25 protein-coding genes and 2 pseudogenes are annotated in these 22,563 nt (G+C 66.1%); 14 read left to right on the top strand and 13 right to left on the bottom strand.

What is annotated here, in order from left to right; translation table 11 throughout:
- A partial coding sequence (locus ACTXPP_RS06215) for a helix-turn-helix domain-containing protein (RefSeq protein ID WP_443341346.1) occupies nt 1–519 on the bottom strand: 519 nt, incomplete at its 3' end.
- A gap of 35 nt (nt 520–554) precedes the next feature.
- Nucleotides 555–1,163 (bottom strand): recombinase family protein, encoded by a 609-nt coding sequence (locus ACTXPP_RS06220; RefSeq protein ID WP_443341348.1) that lies wholly within the window; start codon nt 1,161–1,163, stop codon nt 555–557.
- A gap of 223 nt (nt 1,164–1,386) precedes the next feature.
- Here ACTXPP_RS06220 and ACTXPP_RS06225 point away from each other — a divergent pair, with 223 nt between their 5' ends.
- Nucleotides 1,387–1,734, top strand: a complete 348-nt coding sequence (locus ACTXPP_RS06225) for a PadR family transcriptional regulator (protein WP_443341350.1) — start codon at nt 1,387–1,389, stop codon at nt 1,732–1,734.
- 12 nt (nt 1,735–1,746) lie between these two features.
- The gene (locus tag ACTXPP_RS06230) at nt 1,747–2,166 is read left to right on the top strand and encodes a DUF1129 domain-containing protein (protein WP_443341352.1); all 420 of its coding nucleotides are present in this window, start codon (nt 1,747–1,749) and stop codon (nt 2,164–2,166) included.
- 330 nt (nt 2,167–2,496) lie between these two features.
- On the opposite strand, the gene ACTXPP_RS06235 is transcribed toward ACTXPP_RS06230, so the two are convergent.
- The 3 genes from ACTXPP_RS06235 to ACTXPP_RS06245 are packed head-to-tail and all read right to left on the bottom strand — an operon-like array spanning nt 2,497 to nt 4,996.
- A complete protein-coding gene (locus ACTXPP_RS06235; protein ID WP_443341353.1) occupies nt 2,497–3,111 on the bottom strand; it encodes a gamma-glutamyl-gamma-aminobutyrate hydrolase family protein in 615 nt (204 codons plus the stop codon).
- Nucleotides 3,108–3,755, bottom strand: a complete 648-nt coding sequence (locus ACTXPP_RS06240) for a helix-turn-helix domain-containing protein (RefSeq protein WP_301495453.1) — start codon at nt 3,753–3,755, stop codon at nt 3,108–3,110. Before ACTXPP_RS06240 ends, ACTXPP_RS06235 begins: the two co-directional genes overlap by 4 nt.
- Nucleotides 3,756–3,772: 17 nt before the next feature.
- Nucleotides 3,773–4,996, bottom strand: a complete 1,224-nt coding sequence (locus ACTXPP_RS06245; RefSeq protein ID WP_443341354.1) for an NAD(P)/FAD-dependent oxidoreductase — start codon at nt 4,994–4,996, stop codon at nt 3,773–3,775.
- 133 nt (nt 4,997–5,129) lie between these two features.
- On the opposite strand from ACTXPP_RS06245, the gene ACTXPP_RS06250 reads away from it, so the two are divergent.
- The 3 genes from ACTXPP_RS06250 (at nt 5,130) to ACTXPP_RS06260 (ending at nt 9,130) form a co-directional block, all read left to right on the top strand.
- Entirely contained in the window at nt 5,130–6,413 is a 1,284-nt protein-coding gene (locus ACTXPP_RS06250; protein WP_443341355.1) for an allantoate amidohydrolase, read from the top strand.
- Nucleotides 6,414–6,591: 178 nt separating this feature from the next.
- Complete coding sequence (locus ACTXPP_RS06255) at nt 6,592–7,716, top strand: tyramine oxidase subunit B (RefSeq protein WP_301520187.1); 1,125 nt, start codon at nt 6,592–6,594, stop codon at nt 7,714–7,716.
- Nucleotides 7,717–7,816: 100 nt separating this feature from the next.
- Nucleotides 7,817–9,130 carry an ammonium transporter gene (locus tag ACTXPP_RS06260; protein WP_443341356.1) on the top strand — a complete coding sequence of 438 codons (1,314 nt, stop codon included), beginning with the start codon at nt 7,817–7,819 and terminating at the stop codon, nt 9,128–9,130.
- A gap of 9 nt (nt 9,131–9,139) precedes the next feature.
- On the opposite strand, the gene ACTXPP_RS06265 is transcribed toward ACTXPP_RS06260, so the two are convergent.
- On the bottom strand, nt 9,140–10,084 hold the full coding sequence (locus tag ACTXPP_RS06265) for a hypothetical protein (protein ID WP_443341357.1): 945 nt from the start codon (nt 10,082–10,084) through the stop codon (nt 9,140–9,142).
- A gap of 129 nt (nt 10,085–10,213) precedes the next feature.
- Between ACTXPP_RS06265 and ACTXPP_RS06270 the strand changes: the two genes are divergently transcribed.
- Complete coding sequence (locus ACTXPP_RS06270; RefSeq protein ID WP_301497846.1) at nt 10,214–10,825, top strand: protein-L-isoaspartate O-methyltransferase family protein; 612 nt, start codon at nt 10,214–10,216, stop codon at nt 10,823–10,825.
- Between the two features lie 65 nt (nt 10,826–10,890).
- Here ACTXPP_RS06270 and ACTXPP_RS06275 read toward each other — a convergent pair whose 3' ends face one another.
- Nucleotides 10,891–12,333 carry an MFS transporter gene (locus ACTXPP_RS06275; RefSeq protein ID WP_443341447.1) on the bottom strand — a complete coding sequence of 481 codons (1,443 nt, stop codon included), beginning with the start codon at nt 12,331–12,333 and terminating at the stop codon, nt 10,891–10,893.
- A 142-nt stretch (nt 12,334–12,475) separates the two neighbouring features.
- Here ACTXPP_RS06275 and ACTXPP_RS06280 point away from each other — a divergent pair, with 142 nt between their 5' ends.
- The 3 genes from ACTXPP_RS06280 to ACTXPP_RS06290 all read left to right on the top strand — a co-directional run bounded on the left by ACTXPP_RS06280 (nt 12,476) and on the right by ACTXPP_RS06290 (nt 15,548).
- Nucleotides 12,476–13,105: a hypothetical protein gene (locus ACTXPP_RS06280; protein ID WP_301497842.1), complete on the top strand. Its 630-nt coding sequence runs from the start codon at nt 12,476–12,478 to the stop codon at nt 13,103–13,105.
- Between the two features lie 126 nt (nt 13,106–13,231).
- On the top strand, nt 13,232–15,016 hold the full coding sequence (locus ACTXPP_RS06285) for an alkaline phosphatase D family protein (protein WP_443341359.1): 1,785 nt from the start codon (nt 13,232–13,234) through the stop codon (nt 15,014–15,016).
- 73 nt (nt 15,017–15,089) lie between these two features.
- Nucleotides 15,090–15,548, top strand: a complete 459-nt coding sequence (locus ACTXPP_RS06290; protein WP_443341360.1) for a hypothetical protein — start codon at nt 15,090–15,092, stop codon at nt 15,546–15,548.
- Nucleotides 15,549–15,553: 5 nt separating this feature from the next.
- Here ACTXPP_RS06290 and ACTXPP_RS06295 read toward each other — a convergent pair whose 3' ends face one another.
- Both ACTXPP_RS06295 and citH read right to left on the bottom strand, forming a co-directional pair.
- A complete protein-coding gene (locus tag ACTXPP_RS06295) occupies nt 15,554–16,465 on the bottom strand; it encodes a 3-hydroxyacyl-CoA dehydrogenase (RefSeq protein WP_443341361.1) in 912 nt (303 codons plus the stop codon).
- A 24-nt stretch (nt 16,466–16,489) separates the two neighbouring features.
- A pseudogene (citH, locus tag ACTXPP_RS06300) lies at nt 16,490–16,954 on the bottom strand (citrate transporter CitH); the annotation flags it as partial.
- Between the two features lie 13 nt (nt 16,955–16,967).
- Between citH and ACTXPP_RS06305 the strand changes: the two are divergent.
- A pseudogene (locus ACTXPP_RS06305) lies at nt 16,968–17,174 on the top strand (helix-turn-helix domain-containing protein); the annotation flags it as partial.
- 39 nt (nt 17,175–17,213) lie between these two features.
- Here the strand turns inward: ACTXPP_RS06305 and ACTXPP_RS06310 are convergent.
- Nucleotides 17,214–18,101 carry a quinone oxidoreductase family protein gene (locus ACTXPP_RS06310; protein WP_301494779.1) on the bottom strand — a complete coding sequence of 296 codons (888 nt, stop codon included), beginning with the start codon at nt 18,099–18,101 and terminating at the stop codon, nt 17,214–17,216.
- Nucleotides 18,102–18,178: 77 nt separating this feature from the next.
- Between ACTXPP_RS06310 and ACTXPP_RS06315 the strand changes: the two genes are divergently transcribed.
- On the top strand, nt 18,179–18,658 hold the full coding sequence (locus tag ACTXPP_RS06315; protein WP_301524593.1) for a hypothetical protein: 480 nt from the start codon (nt 18,179–18,181) through the stop codon (nt 18,656–18,658).
- Nucleotides 18,658–19,503, top strand: coding sequence for a CoA transferase (locus ACTXPP_RS06320; RefSeq protein WP_301494782.1), 846 nt, complete (start codon nt 18,658–18,660; stop codon nt 19,501–19,503). The genes ACTXPP_RS06315 and ACTXPP_RS06320 overlap by 1 nt, the downstream gene beginning before the upstream one ends.
- A gap of 19 nt (nt 19,504–19,522) precedes the next feature.
- Here the strand turns inward: ACTXPP_RS06320 and ACTXPP_RS06325 are convergent, their stop codons facing one another.
- On the bottom strand, nt 19,523–20,131 hold the full coding sequence (locus ACTXPP_RS06325; RefSeq protein WP_301494783.1) for an LppP/LprE family lipoprotein: 609 nt from the start codon (nt 20,129–20,131) through the stop codon (nt 19,523–19,525).
- A 10-nt stretch (nt 20,132–20,141) separates the two neighbouring features.
- A complete protein-coding gene (locus ACTXPP_RS06330; RefSeq protein ID WP_301494785.1) occupies nt 20,142–20,702 on the bottom strand; it encodes a GNAT family N-acetyltransferase in 561 nt (186 codons plus the stop codon).
- A 120-nt stretch (nt 20,703–20,822) separates the two neighbouring features.
- Here ACTXPP_RS06330 and ACTXPP_RS06335 point away from each other — a divergent pair, with 120 nt between their 5' ends.
- Nucleotides 20,823–21,407: a metallophosphoesterase family protein gene (locus ACTXPP_RS06335; protein WP_301494787.1), complete on the top strand. Its 585-nt coding sequence runs from the start codon at nt 20,823–20,825 to the stop codon at nt 21,405–21,407.
- An 18-nt stretch (nt 21,408–21,425) separates the two neighbouring features.
- On the opposite strand, the gene ACTXPP_RS06340 is transcribed toward ACTXPP_RS06335, so the two are convergent.
- Nucleotides 21,426–21,746 carry a hypothetical protein gene (locus ACTXPP_RS06340; protein WP_443341365.1) on the bottom strand — a complete coding sequence of 107 codons (321 nt, stop codon included), beginning with the start codon at nt 21,744–21,746 and terminating at the stop codon, nt 21,426–21,428.
- A gap of 168 nt (nt 21,747–21,914) precedes the next feature.
- Between ACTXPP_RS06340 and ACTXPP_RS06345 the strand changes: the two genes are divergently transcribed.
- On the top strand, nt 21,915–22,556 hold the full coding sequence (locus ACTXPP_RS06345) for a hypothetical protein (RefSeq protein ID WP_301494790.1): 642 nt from the start codon (nt 21,915–21,917) through the stop codon (nt 22,554–22,556).
- Nucleotides 22,557–22,563: the final 7 nt, after the last annotated feature.

Here is a 22,563-nt window from a genome sequence, read left to right on the forward strand (position 1 = left end):
GATGATGGTGAGCCAGGGGCGAGTCGGCGTGCCGTCCGGGTTCTGGATGAGGATGTCGAGTTGGGTGTGATCGGCCTGCCAGATGGCGTTGGGGCGTTCAGCCCGGTGCCGGTAGACGAGTTCGTGTCGATCCCGGTAGGACGCCGGGCCCTCCAAGGCGAGGGTGACCATCGCCGGGTCAAGCGCTTGGATGATGCCACGCACCGTGGCGTAGCTGGGTGGTTTCACCGATAGTTGCTGTGCTCGGGAGTTCACCAGGCGGTGCAGGGCGGCCATCGATGGCCGTGGCCTGGTGAGTCCGAGGTGTTCTATGTAGGCGACCAGTTCCGCGGATATGCGATGTGCCCCGGCATCGGATCGTGTGGTGGTGCGCAGACCGTGGATTCCGTCGGCCCGGTAGCGGGCAGCCCACCGGGATAGAGTGCGGGTGCTGATGCCGGTGGACCGTGCCAGGTCGGTCAGGGTGATGCCGTCTTCGATGTGCAGGCGAAGGATCTCCCAGCGCTGCATCTCGTCCATCACCATCACCTCACGACCTGGTCATTGTGCCCGCATCAGGCGGGCAGTGCTGACTGTCGTCGTTTAGCACCCTGCAGATGCCGGTACAGTGTTGCCCTCGACCAGCCGACCATGCTCGCGGCGTCTTCGGCACTACGGCCTTTGGCTCTCTCCTCGGCGACGATAGCGAGCTTGCGGTCGACCACCTCTGGATCCACAGGTGGTCGGCCGAAGCGGGTGCCCTGGGCTTTCGCTGCGGCGATGCCGGCGTTGACGCGTTCGGTGATCAGTTCTCGTTCGTACTCAGCCAGAGTCCCCAGCATCCCGAGCATCAGCCGACCCGAGGACGTCTCCGGGTCGATGCCGTCAGAGACCGACTTAATCTTCACCTCTCGTTCGCGCAGCAGGTTCACCGTGTTGAGTACGTCGAGCAGGGATCGGCCCAGCCGGTCGATGCGCCACACCACCACCGTGTCACCGGGTTGGGCATAGGCGAGAAGTTTCTTCATTCCGGGACGCTCGATCGCATTCTTCGCCCCGGAGGTGACATCGCTGAAGACATCACGGTTCTGGACCCCGGCGGTGACCAAGGCGTCGTGTTGAAGTGTCGGATCCTGACCGACGGTGGATACCCGGGTGTAGCCCAACAGTCTCATACCCACCATCATGCCTCACTAAATCCCAGCATGGAAGAAGGCGGGACACTTTTCGGTGAGACAGGTTGGTAAGACATTTTTCGTGTTGGTTTCCGCAGGAGCCGCGGATTTTGAGATGCTCGTTGTGCGTGTCTTGTAAACCTTTAGATTTCCAAGACTGCGGGTCGAGTACCCGTTCAGGTCGAAACTACAACTAGTTGCTATAGAGACTACTTCTATATATGGTGTAGTCATGTCAGAGACTAAGAGCTTCGGAGAATGGTTGCGTCCTTCGCTTCCAGTGCTACTTCTTGGCCTGCTTAGCGATGATCCGTGCCATGGTTACGGTCTCGTCGAAAAGCTCCGCGCCGCTGGTATCTCTGCGCGGGGAACGACGGTGTACCCGCACCTGAGCAAACTGCAGGACGCCGGTTACATCGTTAGTCACTGGCAGACCCCGGAGACCGGGCCGGCCCGGAAGATCCTCACCATCACCGATGAGGGCAAAAATCACTACCAGCACCTGCAAGCCCAGTGGTCAGACGTCTGCGACATCCTCACAGCCACCGTCACCACCCCGAGCACCACGAAACCCAGCTAGGAGAGCACACCGATGAGCTACCACCATGACCTCGCATACGAACTTCGCCGCAGAGGCTGCGGCGAAGACAAAGTCGTCGAGGTGCTGCACACCGTCGATGATGCGGTTTCCTCCACCGGCGGCACCGCCGAACAGGAACTGGGCAGCCCGGAAGACTACGCCGCCCAGTTCGACGGGCCGCACAAACGCACACCCGGTCAGAAGGCCCTCAACGTGTTCGGCCTACTGGGTGTCATCTGTGTCGCTATCTACGCAGTCTGGCCTCAGTGGTTCGGGATAACCACCCCGGTACTGGAGCAGTTCGCCGGGATGATCGCGCTGCTGATACTCGTGGTAATCGGTGTGATAGTCGGGGCAGTCATCGACCACCGGCTGCCGCAGACATACAAACAGCAGCAGGTAGAAAGCACCAGCCAGTCACCTACCGTCTAGCATCGCCAGAGAAGAACGCTCGGTCATCCAGCACACCTGCCGGGGGATTCCTGAGGGGAGGAAACAACGTGAGCTTCAGGGCATTCGGCGCACCGCTGACTCCCCTAGTCATAGGGTGTCTGCTCATCGCGATGTCCGACACGCCGTCATCGTGGCGTGCCGTAGTCGGCTTCGCCTGCCTTGCCTTTGCACTTGTCGCGACTGTCCTCGCCTTGGCGAGACGACGGGGTAGCGCTCGGCCGGTAGATAGTCACCCTGACGGTGACAAGGGTCCGCCACGAGTCGAATGAGCGGCGAAGGGCGAAAGGACCCGATGCGGCGGTGACGTGGTCACCACCGAACGTGGCAGAGCTTCTGCCGGGACCGGCCTATGCACCAGTTCCGAGACCACGACACCGAGTCATCAAGATTCCACGCCATATAGCGATCACATTCACAGTCCAACCCCTCGCCGAGCCGGTCGATCGCCTGGTGGTGGGTGCAGAGCACCGGGTCATCAGCGAGAGCTCCCGTCACCACCGTCTCCACGAAGGGGTCGTCCCCGTGGTGTCGGTGACCGTCCAGGTGCTGGACCAGGGTGCCGCCGAGGGCGACATTGATGATCTGCAGGCCACGGCAGATCCCCAGCAGCGGGGTACGGTTCGCCACCGCGGTGCGGACCACCTCGATCTGGGCGGCATCGGCGGTGGGGACGAGATGGCCGACACCGGGGTAGGCGGTGGCGCCGCCGTAGAAGGACGGGTGGACGTCCTCACCGCCGACGATGACGATGAGGTCGGCGGGTGCACCGGCATCCCCGGCATCCCCGGCACAGAACACCGGGGTCCAGCCCAATGACTCGACGGTGTCACGCACCTGGTCGTTGAGCCCGGTGATCAGGGACTGGAATTCCGGGTCGTGCGGACGGTGGTCCGTGGGGTGGTGGATGGCCACGCGGTAGGTCATGAACGGTCCTGGGGGTAGGCGGTGACGGCGAGGAACCTGATCGGGAGTTCGGTGAGCTCGGTGGGGCCGTGGACGGCCTGGCCGTCCAGCAGCAGGGCATCGCCCGGACGCATCCGGAAGTCGGTGTCCTGGTGCCGGTAGACCATGTCGCCCTCGAGCATGTAGAGCAACTCGGTGCCGGGGTGCTGGAAGCGCGGGTGGGTCTCGGACGAGTCGTGCAGGGTCACCAGCACCGGCTCCAGGTGCGGGCCGGAGGTGGCGTCGCCCTGGCCGCGGAAGGAGCCGAGGAGTTCGTAGATGTGGTTGTGGCGGGAACCCCGTCCGGCGATCCGGGTTCCGGTGCCGGCCGGGGTGTAGGCGGCGGGACGCTCCACCTGGGCATCGTCGAACAGGGTGGACACCGGCACATCCAGGGCCTCGGCGAGGCTGGCGACGGAGGTCAGGGAACAGGAGGTCTGTGCGTTCTCGATCTTCGACATCATGGCCTTGGACAGCCCGGCCCGTTCGGCCAGGCCGGCCACCGACATGCCCCGGGAGTGACGCAGTGCGCGCACCCGGTTGCCCAGCCCGACCTCGATGGACCGGTCCTCGACCGGGGTCGTGTCGTCGAGGATCTCGTGGTCGGGGGTGATGTCGGAGGTCATGTCGACAGATCTTAACGTCATCTCATCTCCCCGGCGCCGACGTACGGGTGCAGGCTGACGGTGAGGTCGTTCTCGGCGAACCGGGACAGGCGGAAGTCGGCCGCACGGATGTCCGGGTCCCGGGAGTCGCCGAGCAACAGCAGGTCGGCGACCAGGTCGGCGACGGCCGGGGCGATCTTGTAGCCGTGACCGGCGAAGCCCACCGCGAGGAAGAGCCCGTCCACCCCACTGGGGCCGATGATCGGGTTGTAGTCCGGTGTGGTGTCGTAGCAGCCGGCGTAGGTGCTGGTCAGTGCGGGGTTCGGCATATCCGGCAGGCGGTGCATCATCTTGCCGATGGTCCACTCGATGAAGTTGTCGTCGGCCTTGTTGGGGTAATTGTCCGGGTCAGCCCAGTGAGGTTCGGTGTGGTCGGAATTGCCGCAGAGGATGTCGCCGTTGGGCTCCCCGCAGAGGTACTGCAGGCTGACCAGGTCGGACAGTACCGGCACCTGGCCCAGGTCCGCGCCGGGGTTGACCAGCATCAACTGGGCCCGCTGGGCGTACACCGGCAGATCGAGGCCGACCGTGCCGCCGAGTTCGCGGGCCCAGGCGCCGGTGGCGAGGATGACCTGTCCAGCGCCGACCGTCGTGCCGTCGGCCAACTCGACGCCGGTCACCGCACCGTCCGCCCCGGTGGTGAAACCGGTGACGGTGGTGCTGGTGCGGATCTTCGCGCCCTGCTTGCGGGCGGCCAGCGAGAAGGCCATGCCGAGCATCGGCGCGTCACCACGTCCACCGAGTGCTTCATAGGCGATGGAGGCGAAGTCGTCGACGTGCAGGCCGGGCCACAGGTCACGGGCGGTGTCCCCGGAGATGAACTCGACGTCCACCCCGAGACTCTGCTGCATGGCGATGTTGGCGGCCAGGGCGTCGGCGTTCTCCTCGCCGACGCCGACCATGTACCCGCAGTTGCGGAAGCCGCAGTCGTCGTCGAGGATCTCTGTGGCATTGTGCAGGAACTGCATGCCGTTCCAGCCCATCTTCGCCACCGAGGGGGAGCCGTAGTGGGCGCGGACCACGCCGGAGGATTTGCCGGTCATCCCGGCGCACAGCTGGTTGCGCTCCAGGACCAGGACGCTCTTCTCACCGCGGGAGGTCAGTCCCCAGGCGATGGCCAGGCCTTCGAGGCCACCGCCGACGATCACGTAGTCGTAGTTGTTGGGGTTGTTGGGGTTGTTGGGGTTGTCGTGTGTGTTCATGTTCTCCCACTGTCTGCTATCGTATGAACCGTGATTCTTGTCGTGAAATGCCAATCACTGACAGGAAACATAGGGAATGTGACGACTGTGTGACACGGCCGTTGCATTCTCACGACAGGAGAGACATCCGACCATGAACGAGCATCAAGAAACCACCACCGATCCCGTCGCCGCCGAGATCGACGTGACCGCACTGATGGAGACCTTCCGCACCATGTGGGGCGAGCTCAACGCCATCGGTGTGGGGGAGTCCGGCGTGCGCCGCTTCTCCTGGACCGAGGAGGACGCAGCACTGCGCGCCTGGTTCACCAGCCAGGCCGAGGCCCGGGGGATGGACGTCGCCACCGACGTCAACGGCAATATCCGGGCCTGGTGGGGTGAGCCGGCGGCCGGTGCCGTCGCCACCGGTTCCCACCTGGACTCCGTGCCCGACGGTGGATTGTGGGACGGCCCGCTCGGTGTCGTCCTCGGGTTCCTGGCGGTAGACGCACTGGCGGCCGCGGAGCGGAGTGGGACGCTGACCCGTCGGCGTCCCCTCGCCGTCGTCGACTACATGGACGAGGAGGGCGCCCGCTTCGGGGTGGCGTGCCTGGGGTCGAAACTGATGAGCGGTGCGATCGACCCCGAGGCCGCCCGGGGGCTGACCGATGCCGACGGGGTGACACTGGCAGAGGCGATGCGTGCCGCCGGTGCCGACCCGCAGGCGATCGGGGAGGACCATGAGGGGCTGGCGCGGACCGGCGCCCAGGTGGAGGTGCACATCGAGCAGGGAAAGAACCTCGTCGGGCTGGACGCGCCGGTGGGGGTGGCCACCGCCATCTGGCCGCACGGTCGATGGGAGTTCACTTTCGAGGGCGTGGCCGACCATGCCGGCACCTGTCGGATGGAGGACCGCCGGGATGCGGCCGTTCCTTTCGCGTCCACACTGCTGGCGGCGCGGGCGGTGGCCGAGGAGATGGACGGGGCGCGTGCCACCTTCGGACGCTTCCAGGTGGTACCGGGTGGGCCGAATGTCGTCCCGGCGACGGTCGTCGCGTTGCTGGATGCCCGGGCGAAGGATGACTGGACCCTCGACGAACTGGTCGAGCGGATCTCGCGCGTCGCCAGGGAGACGACCACGGCCAACGGGGTGACGCTGACGGTGACGCGGACGTCCTATGCTCCGGTCGTGGACTTCGACCCGGACCTGCGGGAGATGCACGCCAAGCTCGCCGCCGACGCCGGGGAGTATCTGCCGGAGCTGCCGACCCAGGCCGGGCATGACTCCGGGATCCTGGCCGCCCGGGTGCCCACATCGATGCTGTTCGTGCGCTCTCCCCACGGGATCTCACACTCGCCGTTGGAGGACGCCGCAGACGATGATGTGGTAGCTGGCCTGCGCGTTCTCGTCCGCGCATTGGCGCATCTCGTGTCATAGCTGAGGGTCCGGGGATCGTTAATCCCCCAGTAATGGAGTCGAGACACCACGGCAAAAGCGTGCTCATAGAGTTTCTCACTGTTCAACGTTGAACACTGTGATGAACGCAGCGATGAACACGCCAGTAGGCAGGCGAGAGACGCCCGCCCCGTGTCACGACCCCGAGGAGTCAGCAACCATGACGACCATCAACTTCCGGTACCTCAGCGAGCCCGACATGATCGAGGCCGGTGTCCTGGACATCGCCCGCTGCGTCGATGTCATGGAGGAGACCCTGATCCTGCTCAACCAGGGCGACTACATGATGGCCGGACTCAACCACAATTCCCATGGCGCGATGATCTCCTTCCCGAAGGATCCGGGGTTCGAGGGAATGCCCGCCGACGGCCCGGACCGTCGCTTCATGGCCATGCCGGCCTACCTCGGCGGGCGTTTCAACAACACCGGTGTGAAGTGGTACGGCTCCAATGCCGAGAACAAGCAGGACGGACTGCCGCGCTCCATCCACGTCTTCGTCCTCAATGACACCGTCACCGGTGCGCCGAAGGCGATCATGAGCGCCAACATCCTCTCCGCCGTGCGGACCGGGGCAGTCCCCGGTGTCGGCGTGAAGTACCTGTCCAACCCGGACTCCACCGTCCTCGCCGTCATCGGCCCGGGCGTGATGGCCAAGACGAACACCGACGCCATCATGGCGCTGCGTCCCGGCATCGAGACCATCAAGGTCAAGGGGCGCAGCCAGCGCGGCGTCGATTCCTTCGCCGCCTACATCAACGACAGGTACCCCGGCGTCGAGGTCGTCACCGCGGACTCCATCGAGGAGGCCGTGAAGGACGCCGACATCGTGATGGCGTCCACCACCACGGACGCCGCCGGGCCGTCCGCCTTCCCGTACTTCAGGCAGGAGTGGCTGAAGCCCGGTTGCCTTGTCGCCGCCCCGGCCGCCGCCCGCTTCGACGATGAGTTCCTCGCCGGTGATGCCCGCCTGGTCGTCGACGCCTACGGACTCTACGAGGCCTGGGAGGAGGAGTACGGCGACCAGGCGTTCGTCCTGCTCGGCATCCCCGGCACCAAGTGGTACGACCTGGCGCGTGAGGGTGCGCTGCCGAAGGAGAAGATCGAGGTCGTCGCCGATGTCGCCGAGGGCAAGGCCCCGGGCTGGGATCCCGAGACAGTGACGATCTACTCCGTCGGCGGCATGCCCGTCGAAGATGTCGCCTGGGCCACCGACCTCTACGCCGCCGCCGAGGAGAAGAACATCGGCCAGGTGCTGAACCTCTGGGACACGCCGGTGCTGGCGTAATCCGAGTTAATCCGAAAGAAACCGCGGCGGGATACCGCCGCAATGGCAGCACCATAGATTCATCAACGAACACGACATGACACACAAAGAGGAGTGAACAATGCCAGCTGCAGACGTAGCGTGGATTCTGGCCGCATTCGCCCTGGTTCTACTGATGTTCCCGGGACTGGCGATGCTGTACGGCGGAATGCTGAACGGACGAAGCGTCCTGAACATGATGATGATGGTGATGTCGTCCCTGGCGGTCACCACCGTCGTGTACGTGATGGTGGGGCATGGTCTGGTCCTCGGCGACACCGTCGCCGGACTCCGGTTGATCGGTGACCCCTTCGAATTCGCCTTCTTCAACGACCTGATGACCGACGACGGTGCCGGTACCACCCTGGACTCCGCCTTCTTCGCCCTCTTCGCGGCCATCAGTGTCGCCCTGGTCGCCTCCGGCGCGGCAGGACGCATGAAGTTCGACGCCTGGATGATCTTCTCGGCGATCTGGGTCCTGCTGGTGTACGCGCCGATGGCCCACTGGGTCTTCGCCGCCGATGACGAGGACGCAGGCACCAAGGGTGGCTGGATGGTCAACGTCCTCGACCTCCACGACTACGCCGGTGGTACGGCGGTCCACATGAACGCCGGTGCCGCCGGACTGGCCCTGGCCATCTTCCTGGGTCGTCGTCGTGCCAAGAGCGGCGACAAGCCGCACAACCTCCCGCTGATGCTGATCGGCGCCGGCCTGCTGGCCGTCGGCTGGATCGGGTTCAACGGCGGTACCGCCGGTGCGGCGGACTTCCTGGCCCAGTACGTGGTCATGACCTCGCTGCTGGCGCTGGCCGGTGGCATGCTCGGCTTCATCATCATGCAGCGACTGGTCAACGGCCACTACACCCTGCTAGGTCTCGGTACCGGCATGATCGCCGGACTGGTCGGCATCACCCCGGTGGCCGATGCGGTGCACCCGGTCGGCGCGATCTGCGTCGGTTTGCTCGCCTCGGCGGCCGCATTCGGTGCGATCAAGCTGGCCCGCCGCTGGGGCATCGACGACTCGGCGGACGTCTTCGCCGTCCACGGTGTCGGCGGTATGGCCGGTGCGATGTTCGTGGTCTTCTTCGGTACCGCGGCTGCCCCGGCGGAGCGTGCCGGAGTGTTCTTCGGCGGCTCCCCGGACCTGATCTGGCGTGAGATCGTGGCCATCGTGGTCACCGTCGGCTTCTCCTTCTGCATGACCTACGCCATCGCCTGGGTCATGGACAAGATCCACCCGATCCGCATCTCGGAGGAGGACGAGGGTGCCGGCATCGACCTGGCACTGCACTCCGAGGCCGCCTATGAGCGGTCGATGAACACCGCTGCGGCTGAGGCCGAGGTCGACAGTGACTTCGCGGACACCCAGACCACCGCCGACCAGAAGATTCAGTAGCCAGAAGAGTCAGTGGTAGGCCGGGGACCATTCCTTCGGCAAGGTGCCACTGCGGATCGAGCCGTAGAACTTGCTCGCCGCCGAGACCAACCACTTCAGGTGGAGACCCTCCGGGATCGGCTTCGTCCCGGAGGAGTACGGCTCCAGGTCGGTCGGGACCACCGACTCATTGGTGATGACCTGCCGCAGGATCCACTCCACGGCCGCCTGTTCGAAGATCTTCGTCTCCTCGGGCAGGAGGGACCGGAACTTCCGTTTCGGGGAGTCACCGTCGTGAGCGAGGACAAGGGCGGCGCAGGTGCGGACCACCGCTCCGAATTTCTCGTCGGCGTTACCGTCGGTGGTGTTCAGAGCTTCCTTGACCTGCGCATCGACCTTCCTTTCCCAGACCTGCGGGAACATATTCACCTGGTCGGCGTCATCGCCCTTGCGCTCCGAGCCGCTCTTCATACTGCGGGTGATCTTGATGATCTCTTTGAGACAGTCGTCCAGGGACGCGGGGTAGTCGGTCACGGCGAGTCGGTGGATCTCCGGCGGGGCCAGGAAACCGCGGGGGGGGGACTGGGACGGGCCGATCTTCACGGTGTTCCGGATGTCCCAGACATAGGACACCGGCCCCAGCGCCTTCTGGATCGAGATGGGATTGCTTCCCGGCTTCGGAGCTCTGTTCAACCGGTGCCACTCGTCCGGGGTGGCCAGGTAGGTCGCCTCCGGATCCGTCGTCAGCGCGATCGAGGCGTTGAACGGTGCGACCAGCGGGATCAGCCCCAGGCGGCTGAGATGGTCCATCACCAATCTGTGCTGTTTGGCCTTGGTGCAGTGTGCGTGCATGGTGTTCAGGGCCTCCATGATGAGGTCCGGATCCTTGTCACGGTCATCATTCTCATCACGGCGATCACGGTGAGTAGGGGGTTCAGCGGCGGTGGGGTCGAAGCGGTCCGGGTGGTTGTACATGGTGTCGTGGTGTCTCCTTGTCGAGGGGTGTGGCACTGAGGCTCATTGAGACTACCGGGGCGTCCGGACACGAAATGTTGGCGTTCGAACACAGTGTTCGAGAGATCCTATGTCGCTAGGCTGGGGGGCATGAGCCGCATCGACGATGCCATGCGAACTGTGGCCCGCGAGGCCTTCCTTCCCGAGAAGCAGAAGGGCAGCGCAGGTTTCGACATCGCCCTCCCCATCGGAGGCGGTTCAACCTGCTCGCAGCCCACCACCGTGCGCACCATGCTGGAACTGCTTGACCCGGTTCCCGGGAACAACGTCCTCGACGTCGGCTCCGGGTCCGGGTGGACGACCGCCATCCTCGCCGCGCTGATCCGGGAAGGTGGCACGCAGGACGGCACAGTGACAGGGGCCGTGACCGGGGTCGAACTGCTCGTCGAGATGGTCGACAGGTCGCAGGGCACCCTGGACGCTCTCGGGGTCACCAACGCCCGTGTCCTGCATGCCGATGAGTCCGTCCTGGGGTATCCCGACGGCGCACCTTACGACCGCATCCTTGTGTCCGCGGATGCCCGAGGCAGTGTGCCACAGGAACTCGTCGACCAACTGGCGCCCGGCGGGGTCCTGGTCTGCCCGGTCGACGGGGTGATGACCGTGGTCCGGAAGCCAGTCGATCCAGGGCAGGATGTGCAGGCCAGCCAGTACGGGTTGTACCGCTTCGTCCCGCTTGTCAGCCGACGCGATCGCCCCTGAGCGCCGATCGTGATCGCCCGTCCGTCGTCGTCACCGCAGCGACCCGGGTATTCGTGTCACGCGGTTCATTTCTCATCGCCGTGAACAGGACGGACCGGCCCCGACCCCGGTGCGCGCGGCAGTGACCAGGCCGACACGAGCAGCAGCACGGCGGCAACGACGACGCCGTAGAACACGCCGGTGGTGGCGTCCACGATGGTGGCCGGGTCGTCCGGCCCGGCGCCGTCGGCGATGATCCCGTTGGAGACCGTACCGTAGACGGCCACGGCCACGGCACTTCCCACCGAACGGGCGAACATCGTCAGCCCGGTGACCTCCGCTCGCTCGGACCACCCGACCGATGCCTGGGCAGCGACTACGTTCGGCGCGGCGACGAACCCCAGGCCCGCGCCGATCACCAGTGCCACGGCCACCACCAACCACACACTTGGGTGACCCACTATGACCAGCAGCAACAGAGCGCCGACCGTGGTGATGGTCGAACCCATGGTGATCGATGCACGGAAGCCGTGGGGGATGTAGATACGTCCTGCATTCGCACTCGCCAGCGGCCAGGCGATCGTCAGGGCTGCTACTGCGAGGCCAGCGGCGACCGGGGTCGCGTGTGCTGCGCGCTCCAGGTAGGTCGGCACGAAACTGGTGAGGCCGAGCACAATGCCGCCGATGGACGCGGAGATACATACCGCGTTGATGATCAGGCGGCGGCTGAGCAGATGCATACTGATCACCGGTTCAGCTGCGCGGCGCTCCACCAGCGCGAAGACCCCGAGGGCCAGTGCCCCACCGCCGAAGCAGACCAGGGACTCCTCGGAGGCCCAGGCCCATCCGGTGCCGCCTTCCAGCAGCCCCAGAAGCAACAGGGTGAGGGCGACGGTGAGCACGAGCGCACCTTCGACGTCGATCCGGTGGCGGGTACGCTCGACCTTCTCCTGGAAATTGCGCCAGACCATCACCGCGGCGAGCAGCCCCAGCGGAACATTGATCACGAATATCCAACGCCACGAGACATACTGGGCGAACACACCGCCGATCAAAGGCCCCATCACCGAAGACAGGCCCCACACACTGGCCAGGTAACCCTGGACGCGCGCCCGTTCCTTCACCGTGTAGATGTCTCCGGCGATGGTCTGGCCCATCGGCTGGACCGCACCGGCACCGATACCCTGGACGATGCGGCATATGATCAGCAGCGTCATCGACGGGGCGAACACGGCGATCGCCGACCCGATGATGAACATGGCGATGCCGGTGAGGATGACCGGTTTGCGTCCGTAGGTGTCGGCCAGCTTCGAGAAGATGGGGACGGTGACGGCCTGGGCCAGCAGATATCCGGAGAACAGCCAGGGGAAGCGGGAGAAGTCGCCGAGGTCGGCGACGATGCTGGGGACGGCGGTGGCCAGGATCGTGGCGTCGACGGCCATCAGTGCCGAGGACAGCATGATGGCGATGAGGATGGGGCCGCGGCGGTCCCGGAACACTGATCCTTCTCCTGACGTCATTCGCGCCAGGTTAGCGTCGGAATAGGCGGGGCGATGCCCGGGGGCCGTAGTAGGAAGGCACTCCTCATCACTTTCTCCACTTTCATTAACTTCCATAACATGGCACGGTGGAGGGGAGACACCGACAATCATCTGTGAAAGAGGTCCCGCCGTGCGTCGTACCCGCCGACCCGCAACCGTCACCACTGCTGCAGCCGCTGTCGCGGTCGCATTGGGGTTCGGGCTGACCTCGTGCAGTTCCGATTCGGACTCCACGGTGGAGGACGACCACGTCAACGCCGCCCTGTCGAGCTCAGACGCAGCGTATGAATCTGACGCTCCGGATCCCACCCTCGGTGACTCCGCACCGGCACCGGCACCGGCGACCCAGCAGGAGCAGTCGGAGCAGCCGGATCAGGACCAGGAGCAGGAAGCCACCCAGGTCGAGCTCGGTGACTACACCGTCACCATGTCCGACGGTACCGCACTGACCTGCATGTTCCGCGAGGACCAGGAAGCCGACGGCTTCGACTGGGGCTGCCAGGCCAATGTCGAGACCGAGTGGCCGGCCACCCGCGGCGGCGACGCCAACGGTGTGGCTTACCGCAAGGGTGGCGACCCCGAGCTCTACGCCCTGCTCGGCAACGCCGCCGGTGTCGACCTGGTCGGTGAGCTCGAGCCGGGCACGGTCACCCGCGTCGGTGACCGCTTCACCGTCGACCTCACCGAGGACGGCGCAGCCCTCATCTCCGCCGACGGCGTCACCGCCCGACTGACCCAGCAGGACTACTCCCTGCTCTAGGGTGAACCCGGGATGAACACCTGCCGACGATTACGTTGCCGCAGGTGGCTCACTTGGTAAACCCCGGTGGGCACCGATAGGCTCTCGTGACGTCATGATCCACAGGCGTCACCGAGGAGAACTTCAATGAAACGCCGCCGTTTCCTGGCAGGTGCAGCAGCAGGAGGGGCCGGCGTCGTCGCCGCACGGTTCGTCGGACAGGCGTCCGCCGGGGTAGCCACTGACGAGGCTACTGGCGGCGAATCCTCTGGTTCCGCACGGTCCGACGAGGTCTTCGCCCACTCCGTCGCTTCGGGTGACCCCCGATCCGACAGCGTCGTCATCTGGACCCGGGTGACCCCCACCGCCGACGCCACCCCGGGATCCGGGGCAGGGGAGCCCACCGAGGTGCGCTGGGAGGTCGGAACCACGCCGGACTTCGGCTCGGCCGTCGCGTCCGGCACCCTGACCACCGACGCCGACCGGGACCATACGGTGAAGGTGGACGTCACCGGGCTGTCACCGGCGACGACCTACCACTACCGTTTCACCGTCGTCGGCGGCCCGGCAGCCGGAGCGTCCTCCCGCGTCGGACGCACCCGCACCGCGCCGGCCGACGGCGACGACCCCGGCCGACTGCGCTTCGGGGTGGTGTCCTGCTCCAACTATGAGGCCGGCTACTTCCGCGCCTACCGCTCGCTCGCCGAGCGCGACGACGTAGAGTTCGTCCTGCACCTGGGTGACTACACCTACGAGTACGAGACCGGTGAATACGGCGCGGCCTACGACAACATCGTGCGCAGGACCGCGCCCGCGAACCGCACCACCACGCTCACCGATTACCGGATCCGACAGGGGCACTACCGGCGCGACGCGGACCTGGCGGACCTGCACGCCTCCAAGCCGATGATCTGCGTATGGGACGACCACGAGTTCTACGACAATGCCTGGCGTGACGGTGCCACCGGCGACTCGGACTACCCTGACTATGCAGCGGTGAAGCAGGCCGCCACCCAGGCCTACTTCGAATGGATGCCGGTGCGCGCCGGCGAGGGATTCGGCACCACCGACACCCGCCACCTGTACCGGCACCTGCGCTACGGCACCTTGTTCGAGCTGATCATCCCGGACCTGCGCACCTACCGGGACGCCCAGGTGCTGATGTCCGAATCGGAGTCCGGGGTGCCCGCCGACCCGGACTACCTACGCTCGGTCGGCAAGGATGAACGCACCATGCTGGGACGCACCCAGTTCGACTGGTTCGCCGACGTCCTGACCACCTCACCGACCACCTGGCAGGTCATCGGGAACTCGGTGATGTTCGCCCCGATGACCCTGCCGAACACCCTGGACCCGCGGGTGCACGACTGGCTGGTGACCCAGCTCGGCCTGCCGGAGGACGGCATCGCGCTCAACGCCGACCAGTGGGACGGCTACATGGCCGAGCGTCAGCGGATCGTGGACCTCATTACCGACCGCAACAACCGCGGCGAGGGCAATGTGGTGTTCCTGACCGGTGACATCCACACATCCTGGGCGTCCGACATCCCGGTGGACGCTGGGGCCTACCGGCTGGGCAGGGACACCACCGCGGCGGCCGCGGAGTTCGTCACCCCGTCGGTCACCGCCGCGAGCGCCTATGATTCCATCGCCCCTGCACCGGAGGTGAAACCGGTGATCGACGAGGTGCTGACGCTGGGGGAGCGGATCATCACCGAGGTCGACTCCTGGTACAAGTACGTCGACCTGACCCGCCACGGTCACATGGTGGTGGACATCGACCACCACCGCACGCAGGTGGACTGGTTGTACGGGGAGGTGCTGAGTCCGGGCGCCGGACTGTCCCACGGGGCGAGTTACCTGACGGACGCCGGGAATCCGGGAGTGCGGCGGGCGGCCGGGGAGTTGGACAGGTCGCAGACGGTGTACTGAGGCTGACTGGTCGGGTTCCTGCCCCTTTCACCGGGGGGGGGGGGGGGCTGATCAGCGCAACAATGGAGACGCCATGTTCTCCAGCAAAAGTAGGAAACGCCGGAAACGGAATGACCCCCGGAATGACAGCGGGCGGCCGGTGATCCTGTCCTTCGCGGCATTCGCCCTGGTTTTCGTGGTCTACCTGGCGCTGCTCTTCACGGGAACAGTGGATTTTTTGTTCGAGCACGGCTTGGTCGCGATGCTCGCGGGCGGTTTCGCCGTCACGGGTGCGGGCATCGCACCTCTGGCGTGGGCTGATTACCGGGGTACCACCTGTTCCGATACGCCGATGTGGATAGGCCTGTTCACGGGGCTGGCGCTCTGGTGCATCGGCCCAGTCCTGTCCATACTCGGGGGAGTGGAATGGACCGATTGGACCGGAGGAGGAACCTACAGAATGCCCTTGTGGGGGGTCTCCGCCGTCACCTGGGGTGCCATGGTGACTGTCGTCTGGCGCACAATCCGGCACCTGAGGTCAGGTGACTCGTGACGTCCCTACTCGTAGATGACCCAGTCCGGGTTGGGGCGGACGATATTGCCTTCCTCGTCGTACTCGTAGAATCCGACACCGTCGCCGAGGCCGGCCTTGCCCTGCTGGATGCCCCGCTCATCGAGCAGGTCGGCGAACTTCTGCTTCGCCTCGGTGGAGTTCGGGTTGCCGCGGGCGATGTTCACCGCCACATTGAAGCCGACGATGTCGTAGGTCTCGAACGGACCCTTCGGGGCGCCGGTGGAGACCTTCCAGTCCTCGTCGATGACGTGCGGGTTGGCGACCTCGTTGGCATAGAGATCACCGGCGGCGTCCAGCCACGGGATGAGCAGGCTGTTGAGCAGGTAGCCCGGGGTCTCCTTGTGGACCGGGAAGGGCTGCAGGTTGATCTCGCGGGCGAACTCGATGGTGCGCTCGAAGACCGCCGGATCGGTCTTCGGGGTCGCCATGACCTCACCGGTGTTCAGACGCCAGACCATGTTGGCGAAGTGCAGAGCCAGGAAACGGTCCGGGTGGCCGGTGGCGTCCGCGAAATCGGAGGGGCGCAGTGAGGAGGAGTTGGTCAGCAGGATCGCGGAGTCCTTGACCGCCTTACCGACATTGCCCCAGACCTCCTGCTTCAGCTCCAGGTTCTCCGGGATGGCCTCGATGACCACGTCCGCGGAGCCCACGGCCTGGGCCAGATCGGTGGAGGTGGTGATCCGCTCGATGGCGCTGTCGAACTTGTTGTCGAAGAAGTCGTCCAGATCGCGCTCGTAGTGTGCGCGCATCCACTCCCAGCGCTCGGGGAGCTTGTCCAGGAACTCCTGCTTCACGTCGTAGGCGACGACGTCCTTCCCTGCGTAGGCGGCCTGCATGACGATCTGTGAGCCGAGCACGCCGGTGCCCAGCACGGTAACTGTGGTGATTTCACTCATAGTTACCAAGAGTACGCTTAGAAATTAGCCGGTGTAGAAGGGGATGACTCCGATGAGTATCGCCACGGCGAGCATCACCAAGGAGACGATGACCGCGCGCCACAGGACCTTGCGGTGGTGGGCACCCAGGCCGACGTTGGCCAGGGACACCAGCAGCAGGATCGCAGGCACCAGCGGGGACTGCATGTGCACCGGCTGACCGGTGATCGACGCCTGCGCCATCTGCACCGGTTCGATGCCGTAATGGGACGCACTCTCTGCCAGAACCGGCAGGACTCCGAAGTAGAAGGCGTCATTGGACATGAAGAAGGTGAACGGCATCGACAGCAGGCCGGTGATCGGAGCGAGGTAGCCACCGAGCGAGTCGGGGATGACGGTGGTGACCCACTCGGCCATGGCGTCGACCATGCCGGTGCCGTTGAGGACGCCGACCAGGGTCGCGGCGGCGAAGACCATGCCGGAGACGGCGACGATCGAACTGGAGTGGGACGCGACGGCCTGGGCCACCGAGCAGCTCGTCCTTGCCGCGGTGGGCGACGAGGAACGGACCGCCACCGAGGTCGCCGAGCTCACCGGGGTGTCACGGGCGACCGCGCAGCGACGGCTGGCGACGATGGCCAGCCGCGGCGTGGTGATCGTCCGGCTGCGCTACGGGCAGTCGGGGCGTCCCGAGCACCTCTACTCCAAGTCGGGGAAGGCGCAGTGGTGATGAGGGCGACATGGACATGGGCGGTATGCACGGTGAACCTCAGGTGACGATGACGACCTTCCCGGCGGTGTGGCCGTCCTCGACGGTTGTGACCGCTGCCGCAGCATCCGACAAGTGGTGGACGGCACTGATGTGGGGGCGGACATGGCCGGCGGCGATCAGCGTGAGGATCTCGGCGAAAACCGGCCCCGAACGACGCCGGGTCACCGGAGGCCCACCGGCGGTACTGCGCACGGGAGCTTCGGCAAACCGGGCGGTGACTTCCTCGAGTACCGGTGGTCCGACGGTGTCGAGGATGGCATCAGCGTCCGCGACCCGGTCCACCCACCCCTCACCTGAGGCCACGAACGTCGCGCCCAGTTCGGTGACCAGCTCGCGTTTGGACTCCGAGGCGACCCCGACGACCTGAAGGCCCAGGTGGCGTCCCAACTGCACCGCGGCGTGACCGACTCCGCCACCGGCACCGGGGACGACGACCGTGCCACCGTCCGGCAGGCCAGCGTCCCGCAGTTCATGGAGGCCGTCCCACGCAGTGCCGAGGGCGACCGGGACGCACGCAGCCTGTTCGGGGGAGACACCGTCCGGAACCCGTGTGGTCTGGGTGGCGTCCAGCAGGACCCGTTCGGCGTAACTCCCGGTGCCCGCCAGCGTGCCGCCGACGACCAGGTCACCGACCTCGAATCCGGTGCCGGAGGAGGCGGCGAGGACACGTCCGGCGGCTTCGCGTCCCATCGCCATGGGGAAGGCGACCTCGACCTTGCCGATGCGCCCGCCCTGGCGCACCTTGATGTCGGCGGGGTTGACCGTGGTGGCCAGCATCTCGACCAGCACTGCGGTGGTGGAATCGCCGGGCAACTCAGCGTCGGGCACGTCCAGGAGGCCGGCGACCTCCGGGCCGCCGTAGCGGGTGAAACCGTGGATGAGCATGGGGTCGATGCTACGTGTTCGAACGAATGGGCGTAAGGAGAGGTTTCCTGTCCGTTCCATGACGTAATCTCTTGACCATGAGCCCGTACCAGGACGACATGTCCTCCTTCGTCAACCCGGCCGCCGTGGACCCCGCGATGCGGCTGCGCCTCTACCGCCCGACGGCCGGGAAGAAGGTCGCCGCCTGGGTGTCTCTCGGTGTCGGCATCATCATGTTGACCAGTGTGTTCACTGCTTCGTGGGAGAGTCTGGTGGGCGATATCCTGATGAGCATCGGGTTGGGGACCCTGTGTATCGTCCCGGGCGGGTACTGGTTGCTGTGCAACCGGCGTGACTCGAAGCTGGTCACCAACTGGATGGTGGCGAACCGGGACTACCAGGCCAACTGGGAGATGCTCGCCGCCGACGAGAAGGAACTGTTCTCCCGGCCCGAGGCACTGCCGGAGATCCCGGAACGTCGGTGGAAGACGGTGTGGCTGATCATGGTCGGTGCCTTCGCCGTTGCCATGGTCGGTGCCGCGTTCCTGCCCGACACGACCACCACCGGGGCCGCCTGATGACATCGTTGCCGTTGGAGGGTGTCCAGGTCGTCAGCCTGGCGGGGAACCTGCCGGGGCCGGCTGCCGCACGGAGGCTGGTGTCGTTGGGTGCCTCGGTGACGAAGGTGGAGCCGCCGTCGGGGGACATGCTGAGTCTCGCCGCATCCGACTACTACCAGTGGTTGTCGGCCGGGCAGACTGTGGTGACCCTGGACCTGAAGGACCCGGCAGGACGGGCCGAGTTGGACGCGCTGCTGGCCGATGCCGACCTGCTGCTGACCTCGCACCGTCCGGCGGCGCTGGAACGCCTCGGGCTGGGGTGGGAGACACTCCACTCGGCTTTTCCGACGTTGTCGCAGGTGGCGATCGTGGGCCACGGCGGCGAGGACGCCGACGTGCCCGGCCACGATCTGACCTACCAGGCGGTCGCTGGCACGCTGGGGAAACCCCCGGAGCTGCCGATGCTGCCGGTGGCGGACCTGGGAGGTGCCGAGCGATCTGTGGCGGATGCGGTTGCCCTGCTGTTCCAGGCGGCCCGGAGCGGGCGAGGTGGATACCGTGAAGTCGCCCTGGCCGACGTCGTGGAGGACATGGCCGCCTCGGTGCGTTTCGGACTCAGCGGTGCGGGCACCGCGCTGGGTGGAGCCATGCCGACCTACGGTGTCTATCCTGCGGCCGACGGTTTCGTTGCGGTTGCGGCCATTGAGCCGCACTTCGTCCTCGGCCTGGCCCAGGCACTGGGGGTGCCCGAGTTCGAGGACGTCACCGCCGATGCCCTCACCGAATTCTTCGCCACGAAGACGGTCACGCAGTGGACGCAGTGGGGTAGGGACAACGGGCTTCCGGTGCAGGGGATCGAGTGAGCAGTTCCAGGGCCAGCTTCTAGGGCTCGTTGGGGATACGTCCCTCAGTGACCACCGTGCCGTCCACCCAGCGGAAGGTGACCTCCTCGGTGTAGTTCGGGGCCTCGACATTCGCCCCACCTGCCTCATCCAGGGCCTCCCAGTCCTTGAACTCGACGGTGACGGAGTCCTCGGTGGTGTCGACCACCGTGTGCTGCTGGGGAGCGTCGGCCTGCGGGAAACCGGAGTACCCGCCCTGGTGGAAGAGCATGGGCTTGTTCTCGAACTGGGCGTTCCCCTGCGGGTCCTGCTCAACGGTGGCGTAGGTGAGGTCGTCGCAGACGTTGAAGTTCAAGTCACCCTTGTAGACCCACGTCGAGTCCGCCAGTCCCGGCGGCGGAAGATTGTCGATACCGTCGGTGATGACCGCGGACTCCGGATCGACCTCGCAGTCGGCGTCGTCCTCACCTGCCGGTTCCTCGACCTGGACCTCCTCGGTGACGGTGACGGTCTCGGACGGGGGAGCAGCGGCGGTGGGGTCGGCGGAACCGTCGGGATCATCCTCGGTTCCGCAGGCGGACAGGGCGAGAGCGCTGACGGTGGCGACGGCAGCGGCGACCCTGAATGCAGGTCGTGGTGGATACCTCATGATCCCGAACCTAGACGTCTACGGGGCGTCGCATAGCGATCCGCGGGGAGACATCCAGACCGGCGGCCCCCTCTGCCACCCGGATCCGGCGGAGGTCATCACCGAGCTCGGTCGGCGGTACTTCGACGAAGCCGAGACGCCGGTACAGCGGACCATTCCACGGCACCTCGGAGAAGGTCGTGAGGCACACCCCCGGGACACCGGTTTCGCGGGCAAGCGCGACGGCGTACTCCACCAGCCGGGTGCCTATCCGCTGGCCGCGGAAGGCGGGGTCCGCCGAGACCTGTTCGATCAACAGGTCGCCGTCCGCCTGCCCGAGCCACAACCAGGCAGCGAGACGTGGTCGGTCCCGGGAGGTGGTCGGGGCGTCCACGACGTGGATCTTCCCGTCTCCGATGGCGGCGGAAAGGTCGTCGTCACCGGGTGGATCGTCGTCGGCGATGGCGTCCAGACCGATGTCCCTGAACGGCGCACCCGCACGGCGCTCCAGCGCCTGGATATCGCCGACATCCGTCGTGGTCGCGCGGCGGATCAGTGGTCCTGAAGATCCAGGGACAGCGGATGTCGTCATGCCAGACAGGGTACCGCGACCCCGCCACCGACAGCGGGGGCGTCCGAGGACGGCTGCAGTGGCGGCTAGGATGGGTGACAGTCAGACGTCCGACCCGCCTGAACATCAGAAAGCGGTGCCATGGGGCAGCAGTGGTTCACCAGTGACCTACACCTGGGACACCGGTTCGTGTCCGACCTGCGCGGATTCGACGACACCGAGGAGCATGACCAGGTGATCCTGGACAACCTCGGCTCGGCGCTGCGTCCCGGTGACGCGGTGTGGGTCCTCGGCGACATCAGCTGTGGGCCGCGGGAGCACGAGGACCGGGCCATCGGGCTGCTCGCCGAGCTCTTCGACACCGCCGGGGTCACCGCCCACCTGGTGGCGGGAAACCACGACAGCTGCCACCCCCTGCACCGCCGGGCCCACCAACGCCAGCGTGACTACCTGCAGGCCTTCGCCTCAGTGCAGGCCTATCAGCGCATGGTGTGGCGCAAACAGGAACTGTGGCTCAGTCACTTCCCCCGGCCCGGCCTCGACCACGACGACATGTCCTCGCGCCATGACGACGTGCGCCTCAACGTCCCCCTGCTGGTGCACGGCCACCTGCATTCCCCGACGCCGGTGACGGGCCCCGGAATGGTCGACGTCGGCGTAGACGCCTGGGGCCTGCGACCAGTGTCGCAGGCCCGGGTACAGGACATCCTGTTCGACCCCGTCTAGAGGGTCGTCGTCCAGTTGTTACTGGGCGGGTGCCTCGGCCGGCTCGCCGCCCTCGACTGCGGTCGTGCCCTCGGCGACCCCGGTACCGTCGACTGCAGCGCCCTCAGCGCCCTCAGTGATGGGGGCGCCGTTCTCGTCGGTGGCCTCGGCCCCGTCATCGGCCTCAGCCTCGCCGGAGGTGGTGGCCTTGCCGGCACCCTCGTAGCCCGGGTCGGGGGTGACCTCGGTGACGACGGTGGTGTTGTCGCTTTCCTTCTCGTTGGGAGGGCTGCAGGCGGTCACGCCGAGTGCCAGGGCAGCGGCGGCGATCAGTGCGGTGGTCCGGCGGGTGCGGGTCATCTCATGTTCTCCTGGGGTCGTCACAATCTCGTCAGTCGCATCGAGTTCGTCCCTGATCATAGTGGGTGGAGGCCGTGGTCACGAACACGGCCCGCCCCTCGGGTGGATATGTGGGGGGCCGTGGTGCTGTAAAGTTCACGCCCATCGCAGCAAGGAAAGGACGTGTCAATGAACACGAACAACCAATGGGGGAACCCCGACGAGGACCCCACCGAGGTGTTCCCCGGTGTCGGGGGAGACAAGCCGCAGCCGCCGCAGTACCAGCGGCAGGAGGACCAGACCCAGTACCTCGGTCCGTACCCGGGCCAGAATCCGGGCCAGCCCCAGGACCCGTACCAGCAGCAGGGGGAGCCCTACTACCAGGACCAGTACCAGGACCAGTATCAGGGGCAGCCCCCGTACCAGGACCAGTACGCCGAGCCTCAGTTCGGTGCGGCACCGCAGCAGAACCAACCGAACCCGCCGAAGAAGGGGCGCACCGGGCTGATCATCGTCGTGGTGCTGGTCATCGCCGCCCTGATCGCGGTGGTGCTCCTGGCGGTCAACCTGTTGGGTGGCGACGACGACTCCCCGGCGCCGGCACCGGTGACCACCACAGAGAACGATCCGGAACCTGATACGGACACCAATCCGGACACCAACCCTGACTCCAACCCGGACGACGGCGACCTACCCAACGACTGGGAGATCCCGTCGGAGCTGCCTGACCTGCCGTCCGAACTCCCGGACGGCACCGACATCGAAGAGCGCCTCAACGAGGGCCTCGACGAGCTCGAGCGGCTGACTGAACAGTTCAGGAACGGCCGGTAGAAATGTT

Source organism: Candidatus Corynebacterium faecigallinarum (genome assembly GCF_052264515.1).
Lineage (GTDB): Bacteria > Actinomycetota > Actinomycetes > Mycobacteriales > Mycobacteriaceae > Corynebacterium > Corynebacterium faecigallinarum.